This is a genomic window from Maridesulfovibrio pacificus (SeqCode) (assembly GCF_048612815.1).
Lineage (GTDB): Bacteria > Desulfobacterota > Desulfovibrionia > Desulfovibrionales > Desulfovibrionaceae > Maridesulfovibrio > Maridesulfovibrio pacificus.
The window spans coordinates 389,680-414,291 of record NZ_JBLZNE010000002.1 but is presented as its reverse complement, the minus strand read 5'-3'; the positions used below and the strand labels follow the sequence as shown (position 1 = coordinate 414,291).

The 24,612-nt window shown below is 50.6% G+C and carries 37 protein-coding genes and 1 pseudogene; 33 read left to right on the top strand and 5 right to left on the bottom strand.

What is annotated here, in order from left to right:
* The coding region (locus ACNI23_RS19330) for a substrate-binding periplasmic protein (protein ID WP_420250859.1) at nt 1–485 on the top strand (485 nt) is incomplete at its 5' end.
* Nucleotides 486–495: 10 nt separating this feature from the next.
* Here the strand turns inward: ACNI23_RS19330 and ACNI23_RS19325 are convergent.
* Nucleotides 496–1,383 carry a tetratricopeptide repeat protein gene (locus ACNI23_RS19325; protein WP_420250597.1) on the bottom strand — a complete coding sequence of 296 codons (888 nt, stop codon included), beginning with the start codon at nt 1,381–1,383 and terminating at the stop codon, nt 496–498.
* Nucleotides 1,384–1,574: 191 nt separating this feature from the next.
* Nucleotides 1,575–1,883, bottom strand: coding sequence for an IscA/HesB family protein (locus ACNI23_RS19320; protein WP_420250598.1), 309 nt, complete (start codon nt 1,881–1,883; stop codon nt 1,575–1,577).
* A gap of 194 nt (nt 1,884–2,077) precedes the next feature.
* Between ACNI23_RS19320 and ACNI23_RS19315 the strand changes: the two genes are divergently transcribed.
* Nucleotides 2,078–2,632, top strand: a complete 555-nt coding sequence (locus ACNI23_RS19315; RefSeq protein WP_420250599.1) for a TetR/AcrR family transcriptional regulator — start codon at nt 2,078–2,080, stop codon at nt 2,630–2,632.
* Nucleotides 2,633–2,766: 134 nt separating this feature from the next.
* On the opposite strand, the pseudogene ACNI23_RS19310 reads toward ACNI23_RS19315, so the two are convergent.
* The 3 genes and pseudogenes from ACNI23_RS19310 to ACNI23_RS19300 form a co-directional block, all read right to left on the bottom strand.
* Nucleotides 2,767–3,261, bottom strand: a pseudogene (locus ACNI23_RS19310) (alanine:cation symporter family protein); the annotation flags it as partial.
* 223 nt (nt 3,262–3,484) lie between these two features.
* Nucleotides 3,485–4,429, bottom strand: coding sequence for a single stranded DNA-binding domain-containing protein (locus ACNI23_RS19305; protein ID WP_420249210.1), 945 nt, complete (start codon nt 4,427–4,429; stop codon nt 3,485–3,487).
* 262 nt (nt 4,430–4,691) lie between these two features.
* Nucleotides 4,692–5,273 (bottom strand): helix-turn-helix domain-containing protein, encoded by a 582-nt coding sequence (locus ACNI23_RS19300; RefSeq protein ID WP_420249208.1) that lies wholly within the window; start codon nt 5,271–5,273, stop codon nt 4,692–4,694.
* Between the two features lie 125 nt (nt 5,274–5,398).
* On the opposite strand from ACNI23_RS19300, the gene ACNI23_RS19295 reads away from it, so the two are divergent.
* The 31 genes from ACNI23_RS19295 to ACNI23_RS19145 all read left to right on the top strand — a co-directional run bounded on the left by ACNI23_RS19295 (nt 5,399) and on the right by ACNI23_RS19145 (nt 24,611).
* Complete coding sequence (locus ACNI23_RS19295) at nt 5,399–5,617, top strand: DNA-binding protein (RefSeq protein WP_420249207.1); 219 nt, start codon at nt 5,399–5,401, stop codon at nt 5,615–5,617.
* A 28-nt stretch (nt 5,618–5,645) separates the two neighbouring features.
* Complete coding sequence (locus ACNI23_RS19290; RefSeq protein ID WP_319778326.1) at nt 5,646–6,095, top strand: hypothetical protein; 450 nt, start codon at nt 5,646–5,648, stop codon at nt 6,093–6,095.
* On the top strand, nt 6,074–6,541 hold the full coding sequence (locus ACNI23_RS19285; protein ID WP_319778325.1) for a hypothetical protein: 468 nt from the start codon (nt 6,074–6,076) through the stop codon (nt 6,539–6,541). Before ACNI23_RS19290 ends, ACNI23_RS19285 begins: the two co-directional genes overlap by 22 nt.
* Complete coding sequence (locus ACNI23_RS19280; protein ID WP_319778323.1) at nt 6,529–6,834, top strand: IclR family transcriptional regulator; 306 nt, start codon at nt 6,529–6,531, stop codon at nt 6,832–6,834. The genes ACNI23_RS19285 and ACNI23_RS19280 overlap by 13 nt, the downstream gene beginning before the upstream one ends.
* Before the next feature lie 11 nt (nt 6,835–6,845).
* Entirely contained in the window at nt 6,846–7,166 is a 321-nt protein-coding gene (locus tag ACNI23_RS19275; RefSeq protein ID WP_420249205.1) for a hypothetical protein, read from the top strand.
* 3 nt (nt 7,167–7,169) lie between these two features.
* Nucleotides 7,170–8,339, top strand: a complete 1,170-nt coding sequence (locus tag ACNI23_RS19270; protein ID WP_320174919.1) for a hypothetical protein — start codon at nt 7,170–7,172, stop codon at nt 8,337–8,339.
* A 3-nt stretch (nt 8,340–8,342) separates the two neighbouring features.
* Nucleotides 8,343–10,097 (top strand): TnsB C-terminal domain-containing protein, encoded by a 1,755-nt coding sequence (locus ACNI23_RS19265; protein ID WP_420249204.1) that lies wholly within the window; start codon nt 8,343–8,345, stop codon nt 10,095–10,097.
* Between the two features lie 3 nt (nt 10,098–10,100).
* A complete protein-coding gene (locus ACNI23_RS19260; protein WP_420249203.1) occupies nt 10,101–11,258 on the top strand; it encodes an AAA family ATPase in 1,158 nt (385 codons plus the stop codon).
* A gap of 9 nt (nt 11,259–11,267) precedes the next feature.
* The gene (locus ACNI23_RS19255) at nt 11,268–11,576 is read left to right on the top strand and encodes a hypothetical protein (protein ID WP_420249202.1); all 309 of its coding nucleotides are present in this window, start codon (nt 11,268–11,270) and stop codon (nt 11,574–11,576) included.
* Nucleotides 11,577–12,086, top strand: a complete 510-nt coding sequence (locus tag ACNI23_RS19250) for a host-nuclease inhibitor Gam family protein (protein WP_420249201.1) — start codon at nt 11,577–11,579, stop codon at nt 12,084–12,086.
* 3 nt (nt 12,087–12,089) lie between these two features.
* On the top strand, nt 12,090–12,314 hold the full coding sequence (locus tag ACNI23_RS19245; protein WP_420249200.1) for a hypothetical protein: 225 nt from the start codon (nt 12,090–12,092) through the stop codon (nt 12,312–12,314).
* Entirely contained in the window at nt 12,302–12,526 is a 225-nt protein-coding gene (locus ACNI23_RS19240) for a hypothetical protein (RefSeq protein ID WP_420249197.1), read from the top strand. The genes ACNI23_RS19245 and ACNI23_RS19240 overlap by 13 nt, the downstream gene beginning before the upstream one ends.
* Before the next feature lie 52 nt (nt 12,527–12,578).
* Nucleotides 12,579–13,046 carry a phage protein GemA/Gp16 family protein gene (locus tag ACNI23_RS19235; RefSeq protein WP_420249195.1) on the top strand — a complete coding sequence of 156 codons (468 nt, stop codon included), beginning with the start codon at nt 12,579–12,581 and terminating at the stop codon, nt 13,044–13,046.
* Between the two features lies 1 nt (nt 13,047).
* Nucleotides 13,048–13,491 (top strand): helix-turn-helix transcriptional regulator, encoded by a 444-nt coding sequence (locus tag ACNI23_RS19230; RefSeq protein ID WP_319778312.1) that lies wholly within the window; start codon nt 13,048–13,050, stop codon nt 13,489–13,491.
* 252 nt (nt 13,492–13,743) lie between these two features.
* Entirely contained in the window at nt 13,744–14,256 is a 513-nt protein-coding gene (locus ACNI23_RS19225; RefSeq protein WP_420249194.1) for a DUF5675 family protein, read from the top strand.
* A 1-nt stretch (nt 14,257) separates the two neighbouring features.
* On the top strand, nt 14,258–14,605 hold the full coding sequence (locus tag ACNI23_RS19220; RefSeq protein WP_420249193.1) for a hypothetical protein: 348 nt from the start codon (nt 14,258–14,260) through the stop codon (nt 14,603–14,605).
* The gene (locus ACNI23_RS19215) at nt 14,602–14,991 is read left to right on the top strand and encodes a holin family protein (protein WP_420249191.1); all 390 of its coding nucleotides are present in this window, start codon (nt 14,602–14,604) and stop codon (nt 14,989–14,991) included. The genes ACNI23_RS19220 and ACNI23_RS19215 overlap by 4 nt, the downstream gene beginning before the upstream one ends.
* Nucleotides 14,984–15,172 (top strand): hypothetical protein, encoded by a 189-nt coding sequence (locus ACNI23_RS19210; protein ID WP_420249190.1) that lies wholly within the window; start codon nt 14,984–14,986, stop codon nt 15,170–15,172. The genes ACNI23_RS19215 and ACNI23_RS19210 overlap by 8 nt, the downstream gene beginning before the upstream one ends.
* On the top strand, nt 15,173–15,493 hold the full coding sequence (locus tag ACNI23_RS19205) for a DUF2730 family protein (RefSeq protein ID WP_420249189.1): 321 nt from the start codon (nt 15,173–15,175) through the stop codon (nt 15,491–15,493). It abuts the gene before it with no gap.
* A complete protein-coding gene (locus ACNI23_RS19200) occupies nt 15,493–15,786 on the top strand; it encodes a VpaChn25_0724 family phage protein (RefSeq protein ID WP_420249187.1) in 294 nt (97 codons plus the stop codon). The genes ACNI23_RS19205 and ACNI23_RS19200 overlap by 1 nt, the downstream gene beginning before the upstream one ends.
* Nucleotides 15,786–16,322, top strand: coding sequence for a phage protein Gp27 family protein (locus ACNI23_RS19195; protein WP_420249185.1), 537 nt, complete (start codon nt 15,786–15,788; stop codon nt 16,320–16,322). The genes ACNI23_RS19200 and ACNI23_RS19195 overlap by 1 nt, the downstream gene beginning before the upstream one ends.
* Nucleotides 16,315–17,673, top strand: a complete 1,359-nt coding sequence (locus ACNI23_RS19190; protein ID WP_420249183.1) for a terminase large subunit domain-containing protein — start codon at nt 16,315–16,317, stop codon at nt 17,671–17,673. The genes ACNI23_RS19195 and ACNI23_RS19190 overlap by 8 nt, the downstream gene beginning before the upstream one ends.
* Nucleotides 17,673–17,999, top strand: a complete 327-nt coding sequence (locus ACNI23_RS19185) for a hypothetical protein (protein ID WP_420249182.1) — start codon at nt 17,673–17,675, stop codon at nt 17,997–17,999. Before ACNI23_RS19190 ends, ACNI23_RS19185 begins: the two co-directional genes overlap by 1 nt.
* A 3-nt stretch (nt 18,000–18,002) precedes the next feature.
* The gene (locus tag ACNI23_RS19180) at nt 18,003–19,601 is read left to right on the top strand and encodes a portal protein (protein ID WP_319778302.1); all 1,599 of its coding nucleotides are present in this window, start codon (nt 18,003–18,005) and stop codon (nt 19,599–19,601) included.
* Entirely contained in the window at nt 19,582–19,839 is a 258-nt protein-coding gene (locus ACNI23_RS19175; RefSeq protein WP_319778301.1) for a Bbp19 family protein, read from the top strand. The genes ACNI23_RS19180 and ACNI23_RS19175 overlap by 20 nt, the downstream gene beginning before the upstream one ends.
* Entirely contained in the window at nt 19,832–20,653 is an 822-nt protein-coding gene (locus tag ACNI23_RS19170; protein WP_420249180.1) for a hypothetical protein, read from the top strand. The genes ACNI23_RS19175 and ACNI23_RS19170 overlap by 8 nt, the downstream gene beginning before the upstream one ends.
* 1 nt (nt 20,654) lies before the next feature.
* On the top strand, nt 20,655–21,491 hold the full coding sequence (locus ACNI23_RS19165) for a phage capsid protein (protein ID WP_420249178.1): 837 nt from the start codon (nt 20,655–20,657) through the stop codon (nt 21,489–21,491).
* Nucleotides 21,492–21,505: 14 nt separating this feature from the next.
* Nucleotides 21,506–21,754 (top strand): hypothetical protein, encoded by a 249-nt coding sequence (locus tag ACNI23_RS19160; RefSeq protein ID WP_420249177.1) that lies wholly within the window; start codon nt 21,506–21,508, stop codon nt 21,752–21,754.
* Between the two features lie 77 nt (nt 21,755–21,831).
* Complete coding sequence (locus tag ACNI23_RS19155) at nt 21,832–22,416, top strand: phage connector family protein (RefSeq protein ID WP_420249175.1); 585 nt, start codon at nt 21,832–21,834, stop codon at nt 22,414–22,416.
* Nucleotide 22,417: 1 nt separating this feature from the next.
* Nucleotides 22,418–24,157 carry a phage tail protein gene (locus ACNI23_RS19150; protein ID WP_420249174.1) on the top strand — a complete coding sequence of 580 codons (1,740 nt, stop codon included), beginning with the start codon at nt 22,418–22,420 and terminating at the stop codon, nt 24,155–24,157.
* A 7-nt stretch (nt 24,158–24,164) separates the two neighbouring features.
* Nucleotides 24,165–24,611 (top strand): GNAT family N-acetyltransferase, encoded by a 447-nt coding sequence (locus ACNI23_RS19145; protein WP_320174944.1) that lies wholly within the window; start codon nt 24,165–24,167, stop codon nt 24,609–24,611.
* Nucleotide 24,612 lies beyond the last annotated feature (1 nt).

Here is a 24,612-nt window from a genome sequence, read left to right as displayed (position 1 = left end):
CAGCCAGGACTAAAGAGCGGGAAGATCAGTTCCATTGGATCGGACCTATTGCTTGTTATAAATGGGTTTTTTATGGTTTGAAAGGTGTCAGAGATAAGGTGAAGACATTTGAAGATGCGAAAAATGTTTCCGGCATCGGGGTCTATCGCAATGATGCCCGGGCTCAGTTTTTAAAAAGCAAAGGGTTTACTAATCTTGAGGTAATGGATTCTCAGGAGGCCAATTTTAAAAAACTTCTTCGTGGTAGGGTTGAGCTGGTGGCAACATCCAATATAGGCGTGTCGGGGTTCCTCAGTAATGATTTAGAACTTCGCAAAAGGGCCGTTCCTATTCTCACTTTCCATAATGTTAAGCTTTATCTTACCATTTCAAAGTCTACAGATCAGGAAAAGGTCCTTCGCTGGCAGAAGGCGTTTAATACTCTGGTGGACCGGGGCACTATCCGGAAGATTCAGGAAAAATGGATTGAAAAGTGCCCGGATTAGTTGCTTTTGATTACAGAAAATTAAGTTCATCGGTTAAGGAGTCATTTTTGCGGGCCTGTGTACTTGTGGTATGTATAACCGGTGTTGGATTACTTTTCAGCAGTGACTCCAGAGCTTTGTTATCATCAGCAGTTTTTTCAATGACCTGATCCAGAGTGCATTCTTCGATGAATCCTTTTCCTTTGAGAAAGTTTAGGAAGATGCAAGCCTCTTCAAGACTTTTGTTTAAACGCAAAGCCTTTCTGAGGTGTTCAAGGCATGACTTGAGGTCTCCCTGTTCAAAGTGGACCCGGGCAATATTCATATGAAGGTTTTCATCTTCTTCAACCAGCTTTTCTGCTCTCAGGTAGTATTCAAGAGCCTGCTTTAACATACCGTTTTTGCGCAAGGATATCCCGAACTCATTGAACAGGTGTTTGTGCTGCGGTTCATAGCAGCTCTCAAGCCCAATCAGCCTTTTGAAAATATCATCTGCCCGTTCCATTTCCCCACGATCAAGATAAGTCAGCCCCAGTCCGAAATTAACGCGCACATTTAATTCATCAAGACTCATGGCTTTGTTGAATTCATATTCGGCACTGTAGCTTTCGCCTTTTGCTCTGTGACTTTCGCCCAGCGAAATAGTTTTTTCCAGCTTATCAACATTAGGGATGACTTTTTTCAGATAAATTTCAGGCTCGGGATGGTAATCTTTCAAAAACATCTCCATTTCTACCGCAGCCTGCGGTCCGGTGGGGATGTAATTGGTATTCAGGGCCTGAACATTCAGGACTCCGTTCTCCTGCTCTTCTGCGTACCAGTATGTGGTTTGTTCAGTCCTTTTTTTTGTCGTACCTGTTCCGATTACAGATTTTTTTTTAGCTGAAAAAACACCTTGAATCTTTTCCCGTTTCCTCACGTTAAACTCCATTATTTAGTCAAGTGGGATTCATTTTACACAGGCTTTGCTCGTCTGGAAAGTACGTATTCTTATGATTAAGAAATAAAAAAAAGGCCGCCTCAAAAGAGACGGCCTTAAAAGCCCGAAAAGGCTTGAACTGTCAGGTTAACGCGTTCAGGAAAAGAGTAAAACTTTTCCTGTGCTGCGACTTAACCGCAGCTACCAGAGCAGGAACCGCATTCGCCGCCGCCGAGCTCAAGCTTGGAATCAATTACGAAACCAGTATAGCTGAGGTCAACGCGGAAGGGGCTGCCCTGTTCGTTAAGGTCTTTATCAAGCAGGAAGGTAAAACCTTCTACTTCAAAACTTTCATCGTTATCTTTTGACTCATCCAGAGCCAATGCCAGCCTGGGGCCAGCTCAGCCACCAGTGGCAAGGTAGATGCGGATGGGGGTCCTATCTTTATCTGCAAAATAGTTTTCAAGCTGTTTTTGCGCAGCTTCGGTAATTTCAACCATTGTTTCCTCCTCATAGGATTTATCTATACAAATTAAGTTCTCTATCAGTTTTTGTCAATCTACTCAGGTTGACCTTGCTTCTTGCATGGGGTAAATAATACAGTTCAGAAAGAGTGTTAGTAATCCGACATAATTCTAATTAAATATTTTTTAACTTGATCAAGGGCGTTCGGACGCTCAAGGGAGACCGTAGAATGAAAACCAAGGATATCATCCTCGCAACAGCCAAGGAAATGATTTCAGAGGTGGGTTTCCACAAAGCCACTACCGCCAATCTGGCAAAAATGGCCAATATTTCTGAAGGTACCATCTATAGACATTTTGAAAGCAAAGAAGACATCCTGCTTCATATTCTGGATGCTCTTGAGGAAAGTTTCTCTTATTATATCGAAGCCATCCGCCAGAAGTTAGACCGTGACGACTGCTCTATTGAAGAGATTATGAATGAGTATTTTTCTTTTGTAGAAGAGAATGAAATCGATATGAAAATTATGCTTTCCACTTACGGACTGCTTGATTCTTCTAAACGTCTGATGGCTGTTTTTCTGAAGAACCTTGAATTGATTCTTGAGGATTGCATCAAGCTCGGTATCAAAAAGGGCACTGTTCGTGATGTGGCTGTGGAAGAAAATGCAACTGTGGTTATGACCATTATCTTCGGTCTGACCCGAATGCAGCTTTACTGGCCTGATCGCAGGGATGTCCGCGCTGAGGCTGTTGAATTCTGTCGTCGCAGTATTCTGAATTAGATTTTGCTGAAATGATTACTTAAAGGCTGTCCTTAGCGGGGCAGCCTTTTTTTATTGCTCAGTGTCAGTGAATAAAAGAAATCCCCCGTCCGTATTCCGGGCGGGGGATTCTATGTGCATTTATCCGTAGCAGACTATTTGTTTTCAGTCTGTGTGGCTGCTTTTGTGTCCTGCTTGGCGAAGTAGGCCTTGGTTTCTTTTACAACAACCGGGGTCAGCATGATCAGACCGATGAGGTTGGGGATAGCCATAAGACCGTTAAATGTGTCGGAGAGGTTCCATACGAAGCTGAGCTTGGCGATGGCACCAACACCTACGAAGCAGATGAATACGAGGCGGAAGGGCAGTACTGCCTTTACACCGAACAGGTATTCCATGGATTTTTCACCATAGTAGCACCAGCCGAGGATGGTGGAGTAGGCGAAAAGAATCAGGCCGATGGTAACGATATGCGCACCGCCTGACATGCCCGCAGAAAAGGCTATTGTGGTCAGCTCTGCACCGGTGGTACCGTTGGACCATGCTCCGGTGAGGATGAGAACAAGACCTGTCATGGTACAAACGACAAGAGTATCGATGAAAGTCTGGGTCATGGAGACCAGGGCCTGGGTTACAGGCTCTTTGGTCTGCTGAAGACTGGTGATATAAATTAAGGGGAATGATGAGATAATTCGGGATTAACCGGGAAGACACGGGAAGACCTGGGAAAGTTTTTTGAAATAGTGTTTCACTATATGAAACAGTTCAAAGACTCTTTTCCAGGTCTTTTTTGTGCTCTCCGGGGCTTGCCTGAATCACCATGACGGCCCCTAAAAAAAATACCAGCTTTCCTTCTTCCAGAATCGCCGGTTACTATTTTTTGTTAGATGGAAGATCTGCCAGTGTTTTGTGCGTCAACCCTTCGCGTGCTGCGCCAACACCAACAATACTTCCAGACTTTACTTTCTTATCTGTGTATCTGACATCGAGCTGTATTGTGAGATTCAACGGAACCTGCTTGCTCTCAATCCTTTCTTCAATAGATTTCAAAAATGCCTGCCTGGCTTCATCGCTCAGGTGCTCCAAGAATGCCTTGATATGAAAATCGCCCTGAGAAAGCTCAAGAACAGGGGTGGGCTTGGTAAGGTCTATCTTTGTCAGTTGATAGACACCATCGCAGGGAGATGTGATTTCCAAAGTCTTTACAGGCTTGAGTCTTACAAATTTCTTGGCCTCAGTAGCTGGCAATTCAACCCCACCGGCTACCGAAATTTTATCTCCTTCCTTCAAGGAAGAAGCCAATTTTCTGAACGGTGCTTCATATTTTACAGGGTCAAATCCCTGCTTCATGGCCACTTCCTTCATGGACTGAATCGCAACAACCGAGACTTCATTAGCGCGTGCGTTATCCTGCGAGGTTTGGTATCTGTCCCACGCTTGGTACCCTCCCATAGTAATAATGAGGGTGATAAGAACGGCTGCCGTCTTGGCGTTCATGTTTGGAAGGGCCTCCTTGATCACTGATAGAAAGTCAGGATCTAATATACCACTACCTTGACGAATGGCAACCTTGATCAATGGAGCCTCTGAACCCAGAATGTGCGGATATTGCTTACAAAAGTCTCTTAGCTCCCGTTGCATGTCCAAAACAAATTGAGCACTTCTGATGTCAATCCGTTTGTCCCACGTCACACCCTGCATACGGATCGGGATAGTGGCACACCCCTGCATTAGTTCCACATCGTCAACTGTTGCGCGGCCTTCGGACACTTCCCACATGAATGTAAGCAACTGGTCTAAATTCTGAATCTGGGCCATTCTAGCTCCTTTTTAGAAATCTCATATACAAATCAATACAACTCTAACCCAATTCTCTTACCTAAAAATTCCCCAATCTATATTCCCAACCGCAGCTACCCGGCTCCAGTTCACCGCTCTATGCCTGACCCCTGCTATACTCTTCAGCCATGTCTTCCCACCAGTCTCTGGGTTCAGCATATTTATCCCTGTACACATCGCTATACATGGCACCCTGATCCTGCACATACTCTGTATCAGGGAGAGGGCCATTCTCTAATAGTCACTCTTGGCGTTCCTCATACTTATCTTTATTCCGGGCATCTTCGGGCAAGAGACAGCATGCGCCACTCAAATCAACCCTTTTAGGCTGTCTGGTGGGTTCGGGCACGGAGTTATGAATGATTCGATCATCATGATCCATGTACCCGTCTTCAAGCATATTTATCTGGATTATATAGTCTTCGTTCTCTTCACGCAGCTTTCGGTTCTCTGCTGACAACGTCCGGTTTTCTTTTCCCTGCGCTATGATTTCTTTGGTCTGCTCTCGTAATTCTTTTACCAGTTGATGATTTTCGGCCCTTTCTTCTGAGAGCTGTTTTTCCATCTTCTCACAATTGGCGCAAATACCCATTTCTGAACTGCCGATGTTCAATTCTGATGCAGACTCGCCAAACAACAGCCAATTAACATCTGTTCCATAATTGGTTGCTATGCTTATTATGAACCCTGCTGTCGGTTCAGTTTCATTTTTTTCGTAACGAATTAGGGTGTTTCTGCTAACGCCCAATGCTTTGGCAAATTCTGCCTGACTTATATTGCCACGAACAAATGAAATCCTTTCACCTAATCTTTCAAACTCCATAACTATCCCACTGCACCAAATTTGGGTTGACGTTGCTCCAAATATGGTGCATAACTAGTTCACACAAACACACAACACATTCAAACCAGTTCACACAAACACGGCTAAAAAAAAGGAGTTACCGAATGGTTAGAACCTCCAAAGAAGTAAAGGACGAATTCCGCAAAAAAGGCATCTCCATTTCCGGGTGGGCCGTAGCCAACGGCTATCCCCCGAATCTTGTTTATGAGGTGATCAACGAAAGGCGGAACCCCACAAGGGGAATGACCCACCAGATCGCAGTCAGGCTTGGCCTTAAAGATGGTGAGATCGTCCAAGACCTCGCAACCGCCATCAATGCCTAATCTATAGCAGCCAGCAGCAACCACCGCAATGTCTAAAAGAAATCGCAAATCAGACAACCGCATGGTGCAATTAACCCTGCCTTTGTCCAGCCTCCCATCGCAAAGCCTTGAAAGTGGCTCACTGCGCAGGTTTGAGGCTGTCAAAGAGGCTTTGGGCCATGCGCTGAAAGAGTGTGGGCTTTCGCGTGACGTGGTTGCGGAAGAGCTTTCAAGGCTCACAGGGCATCAGGTTTCCATCCACCAGCTCAACAACTGGGCTGCGCCGGGGAAAGAGGACCGTCCGATTCCGCTGCACTTCGTGGCTGCGCTCACAGAGATAACGGAAGACTACAGCCTGATCAAGGCTGCGCTGGAAGGAACAGGTTGCAAGCTGCTTGGCCCAGAAGAAGTTGCCTACTTCGAGCTTGGGATCATGGCGGCTGAAGATAAACGGCGAACTAAGAGGAAGAAGGAATTATGGGACAAGATCGGAAAATGATTTTGAGGTTGGGTGGCCGTCAGAGCGGCAGGAACCACGAATTCGAGTGCAGAATCAGGGGCGATCTTTTTGAAATGGTGGCCGACATTCAGAAGGAATTTGAATGGCTTTTTCGGTCCATTCAGAAAGAACAGGACGATTGTTCCCAAGCTGTACTTGGAACTGCAAACGCGAATCCCGTAAGCGTTCATGATTGCGTGTCATTTCTCAAAGCAGTGAAAGTTTCCGCAGGCAAGCTCGCATATATCCATAGGGTTTTTGAGCACCATTTAGATAGACGTTTGGATGCGTTCTGCAAGGAATTAGATCGGGTCGAAGAGATCGAAAAGATGATCGCCAAGAAACCGAACTGGCCTGACCACTCAGACAGGGAAATCGAACTGGTACGCCGCGATGAAGCCTCTTTTAATGAAATGTTCAATGGGAGTTGGAAATGTCTAAAGTAACCGCCGCCCACCGCACACTGAATGTCCTTGTAGCTCTCAAGGGGCATTCCCTGAATGGGCTGTCTAATTCAGAGCTGGCCCAGGGGCTGAACGAAACACCCGTCAACATCACCCGCGCCCTGGCTGTTTTGCAGGATGTAGGGCTGGTCACCAAACTGGAAACCGGGCGCTTTGTCCTTTCCATCACCATGCTCCAGATCGCACAGGCACACGCCAACGAAGTGGACCGGGCGCAGAACCGGATCATGGAGCTTAACCAGAGAGTTGCTGCCGGAGCAGCAGCATACAACTAACGAGGTGAATCATGAGTGATCTCAAATTGGTAATCGCCCTTAAGGACGGAACTGAAATTTACAACTCCGACTTCGTTATGGAGCTGAATAAAGAGCATACACCTGCGGTCGCATTAGATCTTTTTGCGTCCATGCAGCTCCTTCTGCTGGAAGCTTCCGGCGAAGTAACCCAGATCATGCAGGATGTAGTTGATGAAGTTTTGGAGAACAGCGAAGAGGTCGAAGCTTTTATTGGATGGATTAAGGAAGGCAAGCCTTCCGCTTCCGGTCTTATTCAGTGCGGCAGCAATCTAGGTGAAGCAGCCATCACAACAGTAAATATTCAGGAGTAACCCATGAAATACCCATGCACATCATGTGAATACCACAAGGGCAAAAACAATCCTACCAAGGGAATCACCATCCCTGGCGTAACCGGCAAATGCACCAGAACTGACGGTCTGTGCGAGAAGTATGCGAAGGCCAATAAAGTCATCAACGCCCCTGCTGATCCTGACATTGTTGATCTGGCAGACACTACCGAAGCCATGGAAGCACCTCTGGTGCCGGAGATCAGTGAAGAGCGCGGAATGGAACTTAAGCAGACTCAGAATACAGATGCACTGGTTGCGCAGGCCATTGACAATGTTGAAGAGGTTTTCAAGGACCTCGGACGACTTGAAGCAACAACATTTTTTGCGACCGTCGCAGATTCTATGACTATCCAAATTTTTCAAAAAGTAAAAAAATCAAAGGCTTATAAAAATCTACATTTCTGCGACGAAAACGGAAACCTGCGACCGTTTCAGAATATCGAAGAATTTTGCAAAGAAAAATTGGGCAAGTCCTATCGCCGTATGCAGGAACTTTCAAAGAACTTCAATAGCCTCGGTCCTGAACTCTATGAAAGTGCTGAAAGAATCGGCTTCCGTAACAAAGACTACCGCGCTTTAAATGCTCTGCCTGAAGGAGAACAGGCAGTAGTCAAAGAAGCCATTGCTGCTGAGAACAAAGAAGAAGTCTTGGACATCCTTCAAGACATGACTGAACGGCATGTGCAGGAGCGTGAAGAAGCCAAGAAGGAATCAAACGAACTCAAAGCCGATCTTGAAGCCCGTGACAAGCTGCTCAAGGACAAATCCACCCGCCTTGAAAAGGCAGAAACTGAGCTGTTCAAGCTCAAGAGCCTGCCCCCGGATGCTGATCTGGAACTCAAACTGGCCCGTGAAGAAAAGGCTGTGGAACGGCTGCACAAAGAACACGTTGCCATTCTGGCTGCAATCAAGCCCTTCATGCAGGTTGTCTCCGAAGTTCTTGGTGACGGCGATATTTCCGCGCACACCAAAGAACACGCTGTTTTTGAGACCCGGCAGGTCTGCGGAGCCATTAACCAGTTCCTGATGGACTGCTCCATACCTGTTGACTTTGCAGAAATGGTCTACCCGGAATGGATGCGCGGAAATGCGCAGGCCGATCTGGAAGCCGGAAACACCGAAGAACCAAACGACGCACACGGGAGCTGGTAGGCCATGACTGTGACTCTGGGCGAAATAGACGCATTGCGCACCCTTGCAAACAGGCTGGACGAGGTCGGGCATGGTAAGCGCAAGCCGCTGGTACAAGAGGCGGCCAAGTTGCTTAACTGCTCGGAACAGACAGTCTACCGCAGACTTAAGTCCAAGATAGGCTGGGAGTCTGGGCGCAAGAGGCGCAACGACCGTGGCAAATGTTTTTTGGATGAGGAAACGGCCATGAAAGCTTCATATATGATTACCAAGGGAGCTAGCGCAGTCGGTAAGAAACGTCTGCAAATCAGCACCGTGCGCGACATATTGGCAGAATCCGGCCAAGGTTTTGTAAATCCTGAAACAGGCGAAGTTATCATGCCATCAGCTTCCACCCTCAGCCGGACCATGAGGGCTTACAGCTGCCATCCTGATCAGCTTAAAAACGGAAACCCGCATATTCATATGAGAAGCTTGCACCCGAACCATTGTTGGCAGGTTGACCCCTCCTTGTGTGTCCTTTTTTACCTGCCCAAGGGCAAAGTGAAGGTCATGGAAGAGAAGGATTACTACAAAAACAAACCCGGCAATCTCAAGAAAGCAGAACGGGAGCGGGTTTGGCGGTACGTAATTACAGATCATTACTCCGGCACCATCTATGTGCGTTACGTGCAGGCCGCAGGTGAATCTGCACAGGGGCTGGTGGATGTGTTTCTGGATGCAGTTATCAAGCGCGGTCCGCATGATCCCATGCATGGGCTGCCGTTCTTCCTCTATATGGATAAGGGCAGCGCGAACATGGCACACTTGTTCATCAACCTGCTGGACCGTCTCCAGATCAGGTGGGAAACACATCAGGCAGGAAGTCCCCGTTCCAAGGGGCAGGTTGAGTGCGCCAACAGCATCGTGGAAACGCAATTTGAAGCCCGGCTACGCTTCATGGAAATCAATTCCATTGCAGAGCTGCAAGCCGAGGCGGACAAATGGCGGCAGCATTACAATGCCAACGCCATCCACAGCCGCACCGGGAAAAGCCGAAATGCCATGTGGCTGACCATTACAGAAAAACAATTGCGCCTTGCTCCTTCATTGGAGCTGTGCCGGGAGCTGGTCACCACCAAGCCCAAAAAAGCCAAAGTTGCCGCTGATCTTTCCATTTCCCACACCATCAAGGGATATGGCCGCAATGATTACGACCTGCGCATGGTAGGTGGGATCATGCCGCAGATGCAGGTCATGGTTGTGGTCAATCCATACCGCGCCCCGGCAGTGGATGTGACCGTTGCCGATCCCCTCACAGGTGACGAAACGGTCTGGACTGTTGAGCCGGTGAAGAAGGACGAGGCCGGATTCTGGGAGAACGGGGCCATTATCGGTGAGGAATACAAATCCCACGCTGAAACCAAGGCTGAGAAGATTCTCAATGAATTTGATGAAATGTCCGGCACCAACGTTAAGCCGGGTGCCAACCATTGCGTCCCGCCGGAAAACGTCAATCCCATGGCCGATGTCAAACCCGCTCCCGAATACATGCCCCGCCGAGGTCGTGATCTGTGGCTTGATGCCAGCAGGCGCGAGGTTGCCCCTTACAAGCTGGTAGAGGCCGCCATGATCCTGAAGAACAAGCTGGGCGATCAGTGGACTGGCGAAGCATATGCATGGCTCGAACAGCGTTACGGCAATGCCGTTCCCCATGACGAGCTGGACAGCATTGTGGAACGTTTTTCCAGACAGGCCGAGGTTATTGCCCCGCTGCGCGTAGTGAACGGACAGGAGTAGCAAATGTACGAATATCAACAGTTAATGGAGCTGATGAAGGCCAAAAAGATTTCCCAGAGTGGCATGGGCCGCAAGCTGGGCTACTCCTCAACCACCATGTGCCACCTGATCAAGGGGGGTAAATGGCCCAAAGGGAGGGATAAAAACGAGATTAAAGAGGCCATTCTGGACGAGCTGCGCAAGGCTGGCGCGGAAGAATTTGAACTTATGAACCTCTTCGGTCCTGAAGACGGGACCGGGGAAGAACCCACGGAGGAAAAGGTTATGCTTCTTAGAAAGCAGGGATTATTCCCGGAGGCCAAGCGGCATTTCGGTCTGGTCAGAAACCCGTTTGACGAGGTCAACAGCCCGGAAGACGTGTTTCTGTCCAACGACATCCGCTATGTACGCGAGGCTATGTACCACACTGCCCGTCAGGGCGGATTGATCGCAGTGGTCGGGGAATCCGGGTCCGGCAAATCCACGCTGCGCAAAGATCTGCATGAACGAGTCAGGAATGAAAGCAAGCACATCCACATCATTGAGCCTTACGTACTGGCCATGGAAGACAACGACAAGAAAGGCAAGAGCCTTAAGTCCCTGCACATTGCCGAAGCCATCATGGAAGTCATTGATCCCACCGCGCCGCTGAAATCCAGCCCTGAAGCAAGGTTTCGTCAGTTGCACACTGCGCTCAGGGAAAGCAGCCGCGCCGGTTACGCGCATTGTCTGATCATTGAGGAAGCCCACGCGCTGCCTATCCCGACAATTAAGCACCTGAAGCGGTTCTTGGAGCTGGAAGACGGCTTCCGCAAGCTCATGTCCATCATTCTGCTGGGCCAGTCCGAGCTGCGCTACAAGCTGAGTGAAACCAATCCGCAGGTGCGTGAAGTGGTCCAGCGTTGCGAAATGATTGAACTGCCCGACATGAGCGGCAGCCTGCCCGAATACGTGAAGTTCCGTTTTGACCGCATCGGCAAGGATGCCACCAGTATCATCACGGCCGAGGCCATGGAAGCTTTGCGGGATCGGCTGACCGGACCTGCCCCCAGATCCGGGTCAAAGGAATCTGTCTCTCTGGTCTATCCGCTGGCAGTGGGCAACCTGCTTACCGCAGCCATAAACTTGGCCGCGAACATCGGCGCACCCAGCATCACCCCCGAAATCATTAAACAGGTCTAAGGAGTCATTATGAACGACACAGGAAGATCAACTGGCAACGGAGCTTTCAGACCCTCACCCATGGGACCAGTTGGGCAGAGATCCACAGAAAGTTTGATTGATGCTCTCGCCTTTCTTGAAAACGGCGATGAAGAGTCAATCCGCAAGGCCAAGGTCTGCATCCGCTCCGCAGTAAACAACGTGCAGATTCTGGGCAAGTACGAAGAGCGGCCCCCGGTGTTTTTAAACTTTGTCCAGCGCCGTGAAGTCGGCCCGGTTAAGCTGCCCATGGACTCAAAACAGATTGCCAATGACCTTGGCAGAAGGATGGAAAACTAAATGACCACGAACAGAAAGAAGCCGGAAATCATGGTGATCGAGGACCTGCCCGGAGTAGATTCGGCTATGGCGGAACTTGCCGAACTGGAGCGCGGGATCGGCAAACTTGAATCCGACATGAATGAAACAATCGACGCCGCTAAAACTGTTTGCAAGCTCAAGGTTGAGCCGAAAAAGGCCCGCATCAAGGTCCTTGAAGCTGCTCTTGGAACTTATGCCAGCCTGAACAAGGATGAACTGTTCCCGAAAAACAAGAGCAAAAAAATGACCTTCGGCATCATCGGCTTCCGCAAATCCACCAAGCTGCTGACTATTGGTAAAACCACCATAGCAGAAGTTCTTGAACTCCTCAAAGTTCATAAGCTGACCAAGGGTATCAAATTGACTGAGGGCGTTGATAAGGAAGCCATGAAGGGCTGGACAGATGAAAAATTGAAGACTGTCAGAATGCGCCGCAAGGAAGAAGATACGTTCTTCTATGAGATCGCGCAGGAAGACTCGGGGGAGTAAGTCATGTGCTTTGAACAGTATGCATCTGGCCCGGAAAAGATGGTCCCGCTTTCGAGGCTGATGGCTTGTGAAGCTCAGGCCATGAAGAATGCGAAGGTGGCCCAGTCAATGGCAAAGCAGCTTAAGATTGCCGTCCATAGCGAAGCAATGCCGAAAGACTGGACCGAGAGAACAACCAACCTGCTGGAACAGGCTGAAGGAGTCAAGGGGAAGCCATGGGTGAAATAAGACATAAAGTCGAAGAACAACCCGGTGTTTCCATTCACAGGGAAATCCCGGCAGCCCGTGCAGCGGAGAACTTTGACACTAGCCAGATGAGTCAGCGCACTAAAGATGCTTGGAAGAAAGTCTGCGTTGAAGGCGATGCCAGACCGGAAGATTACCGCCATGTTCTGGAATCCATCATGACCAGCGGTGTGGTGAAAGCGATTGTAGATTAACAGCAAGGCCGTCCGTCAGACGATGGGCGGCCATGATATAGGAGTCTGAAATATGACCAATCATAAAAAAGCACTAATCCAAAAAGCAGCCATAGGCCGCCGCCAGATCCCCATTGATGATGAAGCCTATTACACGCTGCTCAGAACCCGCTACGGCGTGGAAAGTTCCAAAGACCTCAGCGTCAAGCAGCTTGGTGACCTTCTCGGCTTGTACTCCAGACAGTTTGGCTGGGAACCCAAGCCGAAGACGAAGAAAGGCAAGGCTCCCAAGGCCAAGGCCGCACAGGCACAGGTTCGCTTAATCTTCGTTCTCTGGAGACAGTTGGCCGAGCTGGGCGAGATCAGGGACGGATCGCGCGAGGCCACGGTGAGCTGGGTGCAGAAACAGACAGTATGCGACGAGCAGCCGGAAGGCTGCGCTGATCCTAACTGGCTGACTCCCAAACAGGCATCAGGGCTGGTTGAAAGGTTGAAGAAGTGGCAGGAACGGGTTGAAAGAAGACTAAAAACAGGAAGCTAAAATGACAACGCGCAACCTCAAGGACTTTGCAGATTTATACGGCAAGGGTTTCCGTGTGTACCATGGGATCATTGATCCTTCTGTTTATGTGCGCCTTGAGTGCAAGAACCCGGAAAAGGCTTTCTGGGTTTGCTACTGGCCGCTCCTGCACTGCTTCGGTTGCAGCAAGCGTTGTGTACCCAAAAAGACAGAAGGCTTTCAGGTAATGCTGAACCTTCCCGATAATCATGCAGAGAAATCCATCCACCAGTTCGACATCACTCCTGAAGAGCTGCTTGCGAATAAAGCGTTCCTGCGAGTTGATGAGGTGATGTACTGCCTGCGGGTCAGCCGCAGCACGGCATACAGACTGGCTGAAGAAGGCAAGCTGATCCGCCACAATGACCCGCCATGGCGCGTGACAACTACCAGCGTACAGGCTGAAATGAACAACGTGGACGAATAGTCCCAAAACCATAACTACCTCCTTTCTACCTCCCCCGGTTTCGTGCCGGGGGAGGTTTTTATTTAGTTTCCCAGCATTCCTACCTTTCTTGGTCCTCTCTAACTACACTTGCTAGATTTAAGCCTGAAAATGCGCTGTCTCGTCTTTTCTTGCTCATATGGGATCGTTGCACGTTTTTACGATTAAAACCCGACAAATCCCTTTTGCAAAAGCCGAGAGAGCCACACGAACAACAATATGGAGGCTGAAAGAATGAAGAAGGTTGAATTGAGGCGTGTCGAACAATCCGAAACTGAAACTATAGGGGTCCTTGTCGTTGACGGCAAAGCGGTCTGCTGGTGCCTGGAAGAACCATGGCGGGACAACGAACCTGATATTTCCTGCATCCCTGCGGGAGTCTATGTTTTTGCACTGGAATATTCCCCCAGCAAAGGGCGTGAATTGTGGACCATCAAGGAAGTTCCGAAGCGTGACTATGTCCGTGTTCACATAGGCAACACAGTTGATGACACCGAGGGTTGCCCGCTGACCGGAAAGGAACCCGGTGAAATGAACGGAAAAAGGGCTGTGCTCCGAAGTGCCAAGGCTTTCGGTGAATTCATGACCGCCATGGGTGACGGAGAAGCTGTCGCACAGATCACCGTCATCGATGTTGATGGCAGCAAGGGCAAAAAGGCCGAGGACGAACCCAAGCCCAAGATGCCCACCAAGGCCGAGGCCAAGAAAGCAAAAGAAGCAGCCCAGGAACAGGAAGGAGGCGAATAGCATGTCTCTCTGGATCAACTGGATAATCGTAATTCTGGCAACAGTACTGGTCGTATGGCCCTGCGTTGATCCCCGATTTGCGGGAAAAGATAAGTCTCTCATCCCTCTGGGGCTGGGCTGTGCTTTTTACATTTTGGCCCTCTATCTCTGGATTGCCAGCGATATGTGGTTGTGGATCAACTGGGTGCTTCTGGGCGTAGCACTGGGGCTTGCCGCTTGGGCACGTTTCTCTCCCCGATTCAAAGGGACTCACAAGTATGGCGGAGTTGTACCGCTGATCATCGCAATTCTTGTCTTCGTGTTGGATGCCGGTTCTTGGATTGCCTACGGAATTTGGGGTGTGTCGTGATCGGTTCAATTCTGGATCTCGGCAGCACCATCATTGACAAGATCTGGCCTGATGCCGGTGAGCGTGAAAAGGCCAAGCTTAAGCTGATGGAATTACAACAGTCCGGTCAGCTTGCCGAACTGGAAGGTCGCTTGAAAATCATGCTGGCTGAGATGTCCGGCAACTGGTTGCAGCGTTCTTGGCGGCCCATCCTGATGCTGGTCATTGTTGCCATCGTTGCCAATAACTACCTGCTTTACCCGTATCTGGCCCTGTTCTGGGACAACGCTCCGAAGCTTGAGCTGCCCACGCAGCTCTGGAGTCTGATGGAGCTGGGGTTGGGCGGTTACGTGGTCGGACGCAGTGCGGAGAAAGTGGCTAAGACCTGGAGGGAGAAAAATGGCTGATCCAATCAGAGAAGCACAAAAAAGCCTGAATGATGCATCAGCGCGGTGTCAGAAAATACAGGCGATTCTTGAAAACCGTAGTTTCAAGAATCGTTTTCTGAACCGTGTAAAGCGGAGTGGATGGCTGTTTGTCTGCTTTTTGTCCGGGGTAATTGCCAGAGTCATCTGGGAGGCGTTTTAGATGAATTTTGACTTTTTCAACCTGTCCGGCGTGGTGGCTTTGACCCAAATCCTTCTCACTTGGTTTTGCTGGAGCATGCGGAAATCGTTTGCCAGCAAAGACAGTGTGCAGAAACTGGAGCAACGAGTTGCCATAAACGAAGTTGCTTTGGGCAACCTGCCGGACGAAAAAACCGTGAATGATTTGGCTCTTGCTATTGCAGATCTTCGAGGAGACATCAAAGGGCTAAACGCTGAAATGAAAGGAGTGACGGATTCTGTGGAACGTGTGGCGCGAGTTCTCACCCGTCATGAAGATCATCTGCTGAATGGAGGAAAATAGTGGAATATTCGGAAACTCTACTAGCACACCTGCGCATTACCATCCTGCAATATTTGCAGGAAGAAGCGAACTACGCGCTCAATGAAGACATCCTGCTGGATTTGACCGTTGAATATGCCTTTGACCGTGACAGCTCAAGGCTGCGCAAGGAACTGCGCTGGCTTGAAGATCAGGGCTTGGTGGAACTCAAGGACGTAAACGGTCTTTACATTGCCACCCTGACCAAGCGCGGTTCGGACGTTGCCAACGGCAAGAAGCATGACGGCGTTAAGAAGCCGGAGCCGAGGCTGTAGTGGCTGACAATAAAGTTGGCCGTGGTCGGCTCTCATCCATCCACACTCTGCCTGAAGAGGTTCGGGTCTTTGTTGTGGACGCGCTGCGGGACAATCGTTTGTCCCAGAAAGACATTCTGAAGGAAGCCAACGCGCTGCTTGAAGAGCTGGAAATGGAAGAGAGGATCAGCAGGTCAGCTCTTAACCGTTTTGCCATGGCCACGGAACGAGCTGCGCGTGAAGTGCGTGTTGCCCGTGAAGTTGCGGAACAGATTGTGGGCGATCTCGGTGATGTTCGCCACTCAGATCTGGGCCGCGCAACTGTTGAGATGGTTCGCACTCTGACTTTTAAAACAGCGAACAAAATGCTGGCCGGTGAAGAGCTGGATGCGGAATCCCTTAAGGATTTGTCGCTGTCTGTTCAGCGTGTCCAGAAGGCCGCCATGGACTGCGCCAAGTTTGAGCTGCTGGCCCGTGATGCCAAGAAGGCAGACGAGGACGATGAACCTAGAGACATTGTTGTCTCCTGGGCTGATGAGGAAGAAGACGATGAGTAAGATGCCTCAGAAAGTCGTCATCCCTTATTCCCCGCGCATTCTTCAGCGTCAGGTTTACAGGGATCAACGCCCTTACCGCTTTTCTGTCGAGATCTGCCATAGGCGTTTCGGCAAGACGGTCATGTCCGTCAACAAGTTGATCCGGCGCAGTATTCAGTCCGAACTGCCGGACTGTTTCAGCTCATACATTGCACCGCTCTACCGTCAGGCTAAAGCGGTGGCATGGCCGTACCTGAAATATTACCTGTGGAACTATCCGGGGATCAGCTTCAATGAAGCAGAGCTGAAAGCATGTTTTCCCAGAGATTCCAAGGGACGACAAAAGGTCATTCAGCTTCTTGGAGCCAACAACCCAGACAGCCTGCGCGGTTTGTATTTTGACGGCGTGATCTTTGACGAGATCGAACAGATGCCATGGAACACATGGACTGAAATCGTCCGTCCTGCATTAGCTGACCGTAAGGGCTGGGCTGATTTCATCGGTACACCCAAGGGCAAGAACGTCCTTTGGAAATTGTACCAGCGGGCGAAGAACGATCCGAACTGGTTTGCTGCTCTTTATCGTGCCTCCGAGACTGGGATTCTTGATCCTGAAGAACTGGAAGCCATGAAGGCGGACATGTCTCCTGAAGAATACGAACAGGAGATGGAATGCAGCTTCATGGCGGCAATCAAGGGCGCGTTCTTCGGCAGGCTGATGGCAGATGCCGAGCGGGACAAACGTATCGCCAATGTCTCTTACGATTCCAGCTTACCTGTGCATACTTCATGGGATCTTGGCATGAGCGATTCCACATCCATCTGGTTCGTACAGGCGTACCCCGGCGGCAAGTACGCTGTGATCGACTACTACGAGGCCAGCGGCGAAGGCTTGGACCACTACGCCAACGTGCTCAGTGAGAAACCGTACAGCTACGGACGGCACATTGCGCCTCACGATATCCGGGTGCGCGAACTGGGTACGGGAAAAAGCCGGCTTGAGGTTGCCCGGTCTTTAGGAATCCGGTTTGACGTGGCTCCTAACATTCCGGTGCAGGACGGCATCAACGCTGTGCGAACCATGATTCCCAACTGCCACTTTGATCAGGGCCGTTGTGATCTGGGCATTGAAGCCCTGCTTCATTACCGCCGCCAGTTCAAGGAGAAGGCTGGAGACTTTGCAGCCAAGCCGCTGCACGACTGGTCATCTCATGCGGTGGATGCGTTCAGATACTTTGCCGTTGGTTTTCGCGAGGATCGCAGGCGCGGCCCCCGGCAGACTCACACTATCAACTCTCACAGCTCTATCGGCCTCGCAGGGGGTGGACACCGCCAGCAGGCAAGAGCTGAAAGCAACCTATGGAGCATGTAATGGGCGGAGTAGTTAAAGTAATCTCCAAAATCGCCAACCCGGTCTACGGGCTGACAGGAAAATATGACCCCGTATTAGCCGAGCTAAACGGCGATAACAAAGTTGAAACTCAGGCCGGACCTACCACAGCGGAGCTTCAGGCGCAGCGTGAAGCTGATGAAGCCGCAGCCGCAGCGGAAGAAAAGAAGCTGGCGGACGATGCAGCGGCCAAGGCCAACAACACCCTGCGTAAGCGGCAGAGTTCGTCCACTCTGGCAACCGGCGCACTGGGGCTGGAGTCTGTGGCCAGTGTCGCTTCCAAGGGCCTTAAAACCACTCTGGGGTAATTCATGGATCTAGCTGAAAACATACTCAGCCAGTACACGGACGCCAAAAAGGACCGTGATAAGTGGACCGGGCTTTGGGATGAGCTGCACAGCTATTACCAGCCCATGAAGCGCAGCACCATCCAGCAGGGCCAGATCGGTGATGAAAAGATTTTTGAGTCCACACCTGAATACGCGCTGAACCTGCTGGCTTCCGGCCTTGGCGGTTTGCTCACTGACGGTTCCGACTCTTGGTACAAGGCCCGTCACCGTGACCAGAGCAAGGCTGATGACACGCAGGTAAAGGAATTTTTGGAAAGGGTTGAAGAAAAGCTGAAGCACGTTTTCACCGGTGATGATACCGGCTTTGCCCAGCATGACCACGAGCTGCTTTTTGAAGTCTGCCTCGTCGGTACCGGGGCTATGTACGTGGAAGCTGACCCGGAAACCCTTGTGAGGTTTTCCACACTGCCGCTGCCTCAGTGCGTGGTCAGCGAGTCTTCCAAGGGCCGGGTGGATACCCTGTTCCGGGAATACGAGATGAGTGCGCGGGCCATTATGCAGGAATGGGAAGACGAGGCTTCGGACAAGGTCAAGGAACTGGCCCAAAAAAAGCCGGAAACAAAAGTGGCCATCCTGCATGCCGTATTCCCACGGGAAGGAATCAATAAGGGAATAGGCGTTGAAAACATGCCCTTTGCCTCGGTCTACATGGAAAAGGATTCCAAAACCGTGCTGGAGCAATCCGGCTATCAGGAATTTCCATTCATGGTTCCGCGCTGGTCAAAGGCGGCGGGTGAAGTTTTCGGACGCAGCCCCGGCATGACCGCGCTTTCGGACACACGGGTGCTTAACGCCATCAGCAAAACCGGACTCATGGGTGCGGAAAAGATGGCCGACCCGCCCATGCTGGTGCCTGATGATAGTTTTCTGGGGCCGATTCGTTCCGGGCCGGGTGGGCTTTCCTACTACCGCACCGGAACCGGCGATGATGTGAAGCAGCTTCCAATACGCGTGGATCTCGCCGCAACCGAGCGCATGCTGGAACGCAGAGAAAAAAGCATTCTGCGCATCTTCATGTACGAAATCATGTCATCGCCTGAAACATCAGGGACGGCTTATGAATGGTGGGTTCGTCAGGGTGAGAAGCTTCGGCTGGTTAAGCCGGTGCTGACCCGTTTAACTTCTGAATATTTGGTCATGCTGCTGAAGCGTGTGCTGGGAATCCTGCACCGATCCGGGGAGCTGGGGCCGTTTCCATCAGGAATGACCATTGATGACATTGTGCTGAGTGTTGAAAACGCAATCACCAGACTGCGCAGAGCACAGGAAAGCAGCGGATTGCCGCAGGTAATCAACTCATTGGCACCATTTGCCCAGACTCCGCAGGAGCGGGCTGAAATGATGGATAACTTTGATGTGGACAAGATTGTCCGCCACCAGTGCGACAGTAACGCGCTGCCGCCTTCCTACCTGCGTGATCCTGACGAAGTGGAAGCACGACGCAAGAAAAGAGAGGAAGACATGCAGGCCCAGCAGGCCGTGGCTGGAGCGGGTCAATTAATGAATTTTGCCCAACAGGCACAACAACTGGAGGACCCTAATGGCGGAAACGCAAAGTGATGCAAAAAAAGAATTAATGGAACAGCACCGGCGTTACCTGCGGGTGTTTGAAACTGATGACGGACAGAAAGTGCTGGATGATCTTAAGACCAGAGGCTTCCATTACAGAAGCTCTTTTTCGCCGGAGCCAGGACGCACAAATTTTAACGAGGGCCGCAGGTCATTGGTAAACCATATCCTGCATATGACGAACATTAACAATTTTACCCCTACCAAAACGGAGGAATCCCATGAGTAAATCCCTGCTGGAACAGGGCTTGGGAGACGCGGACGATTCCGAGGACACCAAGTCCCAGGACGGAGCTGATGATTCCGGTTCTGATACTTCCGAAGAGTTGGATCTGAACGGTGATGGCGAAGAAGATGGTAATGAAGACGGCAATGAATCCGGTGAAGACGGCGGAGATCCTGAAGCAGCACCTGAAGGTGATGCACCCAAGTTCATGATCCCCGGCGAAGATGCCACCCCGGAAGAAATGGCTGAGTTCTTCAAGGCCATGGGCGTGCCGGAAGACGGTGCTGAATACGAATACCCGGAAAGCATGGCTGAGATGCAGGACGAAATCAGCGATGAATTCAGGGGTGTAGCCAAGGAACTGAACCTGAACAAAGAACAGTTCAATGGCGTTTGCGACTGGGTAGCCAAGAAGGCCGAAGAATTGGGTGATCTTGCGGAAGACAGCGAAGTCGAAATTGACCGCAAGGAACAGGTGGAACTGTTCAAGAAACAGCACGGCAAGAATGCCGCTAAAATGGCAGATGCCGCCTTGAGCGCGGCTAAGGCTATCGGCGGTGATGAACTTCTTAAGGCCCTTGGTTCTGCCGGAAACAAGGTGGAAGTATTGAACGCTTTCGCCGAGATTGCTCCGCTGGTGACTGAAAGTAAGTTCAAAGGGCCGAAGAAAGGTAAGCCAGGGGTTTATACCCGTGAGGAACTGAGGACTATGCAACAGGACCCGCGCTTTGGCTCCAATGATCCCACTAAACGGGATGAAGCCTTCGTAAAAAAAGTGCGGGAAGGATACAAAAATTTAACCAGCCAGGAAGGATAATATGGGCAAGAACGATGTCAGTGCAGCCTTTACTTCTGAATTTGAAGACGGTGTACACATTGTCTATTCGGGTCAGGGCGGCTCAAAACTGCGTAATACAGTGCGTATCAAGACTAACGTAACCGGCAAGGACGTTACTTTTCAGAAAAAAGGGAAAGGCTCGGCGGGCAAAAAGACCCGCAACGGCGATGTTCCGCTGATGAACCCGGATCACACTCCGGCAACAGCCACTTTGGGGGACTGGTATGCTGCAGAACTGGTGGACAAACTGGATGAATTTAAAATTCAGCACGATGAACGCAAGACCTCTCAGGTCATTGCCGCTTCAGCTCTCGGTGGGGTTATTGACGGGCGTATCATCGGTCAGGCAGCCCTAACAACCAACGTCATCGGTGACGGTGCCACTGGTTTCAGTAAGCTCAAGCTTCAGCAGGGAAACAAAATTCTTAACGGAAACAGCGTTCCGCAGGACGGCAACAGATATGCCATTGTCGGACCGAACCAGTGGGAAGAACTGATGAACATTAATGAGTTCGCATCCAGCGATTACTCCAAAGAGCTTTTCCCCTGGCTTCAGTATGCAGAAGGTAAAAGTTGGAACGGCTATACTTGGGTGATGCTGCCGGATCTCCCTCTGGTTGACGGTGTGCGTAGCTGCTTCCTGTACCACAAGACCGCTATCGGATTGGCTGAAGCCTGTGATGTCCAGTGCGATATTGACTGGGTTCCTCTTAAGGCGGCCCATCTGGTGAACAGTTACATTTCCGCCGGTGCGGTTCTGATCGACGGTGAAGGCGTGGTTGAAATCAAATGCGATGACGATGCACCGCTCGCATAAAGGGAGGACTTAATATGGCTTACGAATGGAAAATGATGAGACGCATTGACGGCGTACCGGGCCAGCAGCAGTTTCATTACAAAACCACTGACACGGCGACTACCGTCAAGGCCAGCGGTTACTTCAACGATGCGGTCAATGACTTCAACCTTGATACCGGCGATGTCATCATCGCCACATCCGGCGCAGAAGGAGCTGCGGCAGTCGATTTGCTTGTGGCCAAGAACACAAACGGCACTGTGACCGTGGTGGCCAGCGCGTAACAGGCGGGCCTTAATCATATACAACTTACAAACGGGGAGGCCGCATGGCTTCCCCGTTTTTTTTTTAGGAGAATCGAATGTCCAGCTTACTTGATATTTGCAATTCGGCTTTGACCCTGCTGGCTGCCAGCCGCATCAATTCAATTAACGAAGAAAGCCAGGGGGCGCGTCTTTGCCTTCAACACTGGGACAATGTCCGTGACGAGGTGCTGCGTTCCCATGACTGGGTCTGTTGTCAGGATATGAGAACAATAGGCGCATTGGCTGAAAAGCCTGCATGGGGCTGGGATTATGCTTACCTGATTCCGGGGGATGTGCTCAGGATTTCACAGGTGGCCGACAGGTCCGGGAACATCATTGATAATTGGCAGCGCGTGGGGCCGAATATCCTCTGCAATGAACCGTCTCCCTTGTGTCTGCTCTACGTACGCCGGGACGAGAACACGTTAAATTATGATTCATTGCTCAGGGCTGCGTTGGCCGAGTGTCTGGCCAGCAAACTTGCTTATCCGCTTACCGGCTCAACAACCATGGCTGAATCGATGCTGGCCAAATATGAGCGGACCCTGACCCAGGCGCGGGGAGTCAACGCACGGGAAACTGGAAACAACCATAAGATAGTCCAGCACTCAAGCTGGCTGACAGCAAAATACGGAGGATAGTTTGTCCATATCAACCCCAGTCATCGCCAGCTTTACTTCCGGGGAGATCTCTCCCCGGTTGGCTGGACGTGTGGATGTAGCCAAGTATTACAGCGGCTGCAAAACCCTTGAGAACTTCCATGTTCACCCTCATGGCGGGATCACCCGGCGCAGCGGCTTCCGATTCGTGGTTGAAGCTGTCAGCAACTCTGAAAAATCACGTCTGATCCCCTTTGAATTCTCGGAAACCCAGACCTATGTCTTGGAATTTTCGCCGTTGAAAATGCGGGTTTTCACTGGTCAGGGTGTGGTCAAGACCAGTGAAGGTGAGATTTATGAACGGGCAACCCCGTTTACTGCTGAAGACATTGCGCAACTTAACTTCTGCCAGTCTTTGGATACTCTGATCCTGACCTGCCCCGGTCATCAGCCCCAGAAATTAACCCGCACCGCGCACGACAATTGGACGCTGTCCGGTTTCTCCGCTCCACAGGGAGCCGGACTACATCCCACCTGTTGCTGTTTTTACCAGGACCGTTTGTTTCTGGCCACTGCGGATGGGATGATCCACTTCTCTAAAATCAGTGACTATTGGAATTTCACCATGCCAGCAGCGGATGCGGAAGTGCTGGCTGATGCTCCGGGACAGAGAAAAATCAGCTCCGGCAAGGGCAACCGCATTGAATTCCTTTTACCCAAAGACGTGATCTACGTTGGCACTCAGGGCGGAACCTGGACTGTGTTCGGCAAGAACGGAACATTCAGCACTCCTGACGTTGGAACCAAGCAGGCATCAACAGTGGGAGCAGCTTCAGTTGTTCCTGTGCTGGCTGCCAATTCGGCCCTTTATATTCAAAGAGCTGGACGGAGGCTTATGGAGATGGCCTATAATTTTCAGGTCGACTCATACCCGTCCAACGATATGACCATCTTTGCGGAACACATTACCCGTAATGGAATCAAGGAGCTGGCTTATCTGGAGGCACCAGATTCCATTATTTACGGGCTGCGTAATGACGGGACCTTGCTGGCTTGCACTTACTACCGTGAGCAGAACGTGGTTGCCTGGAGCCGCATCATAACCAAGGGCAAGGTTGAATCCATTGCTTCCATTCACAATGACGCTGCCGGACGTGACGAGCTTTGGGCAGTTGTTTTGCGGAACATCAACGGAACTGAAAAGCGGTTTGTGGAATTCATTGAGGCCGAGTTTGACAGCGTCAATGACGACACTGCTGTGGAAGCTTTTTTCCTTGATGCCGGGGTTACTTTTGATCTGGAAGAAAAGACCAAATCACTTTCCGGCCTAGAGCATTTGGCTGGGGCCGAGGTTGAGATCCTTGTGGACGGCGCAGTGATTCCTAACGAAACAGTTGCCGAAGACGGCAAGCTGGAACTCACTTCCGCAGGACAGAAAATCCATGTGGGACTTGGCTATAGCTCCGTTGTTGAACCTATGCCTCTTGAATTCGGCAGCCACCGGGGAACGTCCCAGACTAAGCCTAAATTACTCTTCAAAATTGCGGCCCGATTTTACAACACTCTGGGCGGAAAAATGGGCATGAATCCAGGCGAGCTGGACGTTATCTATTCCCGCGCTCCCAATATGCCTATGGGGCAGGCCGTTCCTCTTTTTACCGGAGACAAAGAACTCGTTTCCCCCACCGGTTGGACCCGAGGCAGTGTAATTCATATTCGTCAGGATCAGCCGTTGCCCATGACCGTACTTATGGTTGTCCCGACACAAGTAATTAATACTTAGGAAAACTATGAAGACTTATAAACGTGAATTTAAGGCAACAGATGCCGTTGATATCCAGCTTCGGGCCATGGACCGCAAAGACCTTGAAGGGGTAAATCTATATGAGTTGGGACTAGGTCTTGAGAAGTCCGCTTATGCCATGACTGTTGTCCGGGAAGACGGTGTCATCATTGGCTGTGGCGGGATTATGTATCAGGGATACCGGTGCGCTGAGGCATGGGCACTGACCAGCGACCTTGTACCGGAATATCCCATGCAATGTTTGCATTTGACCCGTGTGATAATGCGCAAGGCCCTGAAGGAACTGAAACTGGTACGGCTGGAGGCGCGGGTGCTGACTGAAAACAAAGTCAGCGTCAAGATGCTGGAGACCATGGGCTTTCTTTGCGAAGGGTTCAGCCGCAAGACCCCGCCCAATTTTAAGGACCGCTATACATTCGCAAAGGTGGTGTAAT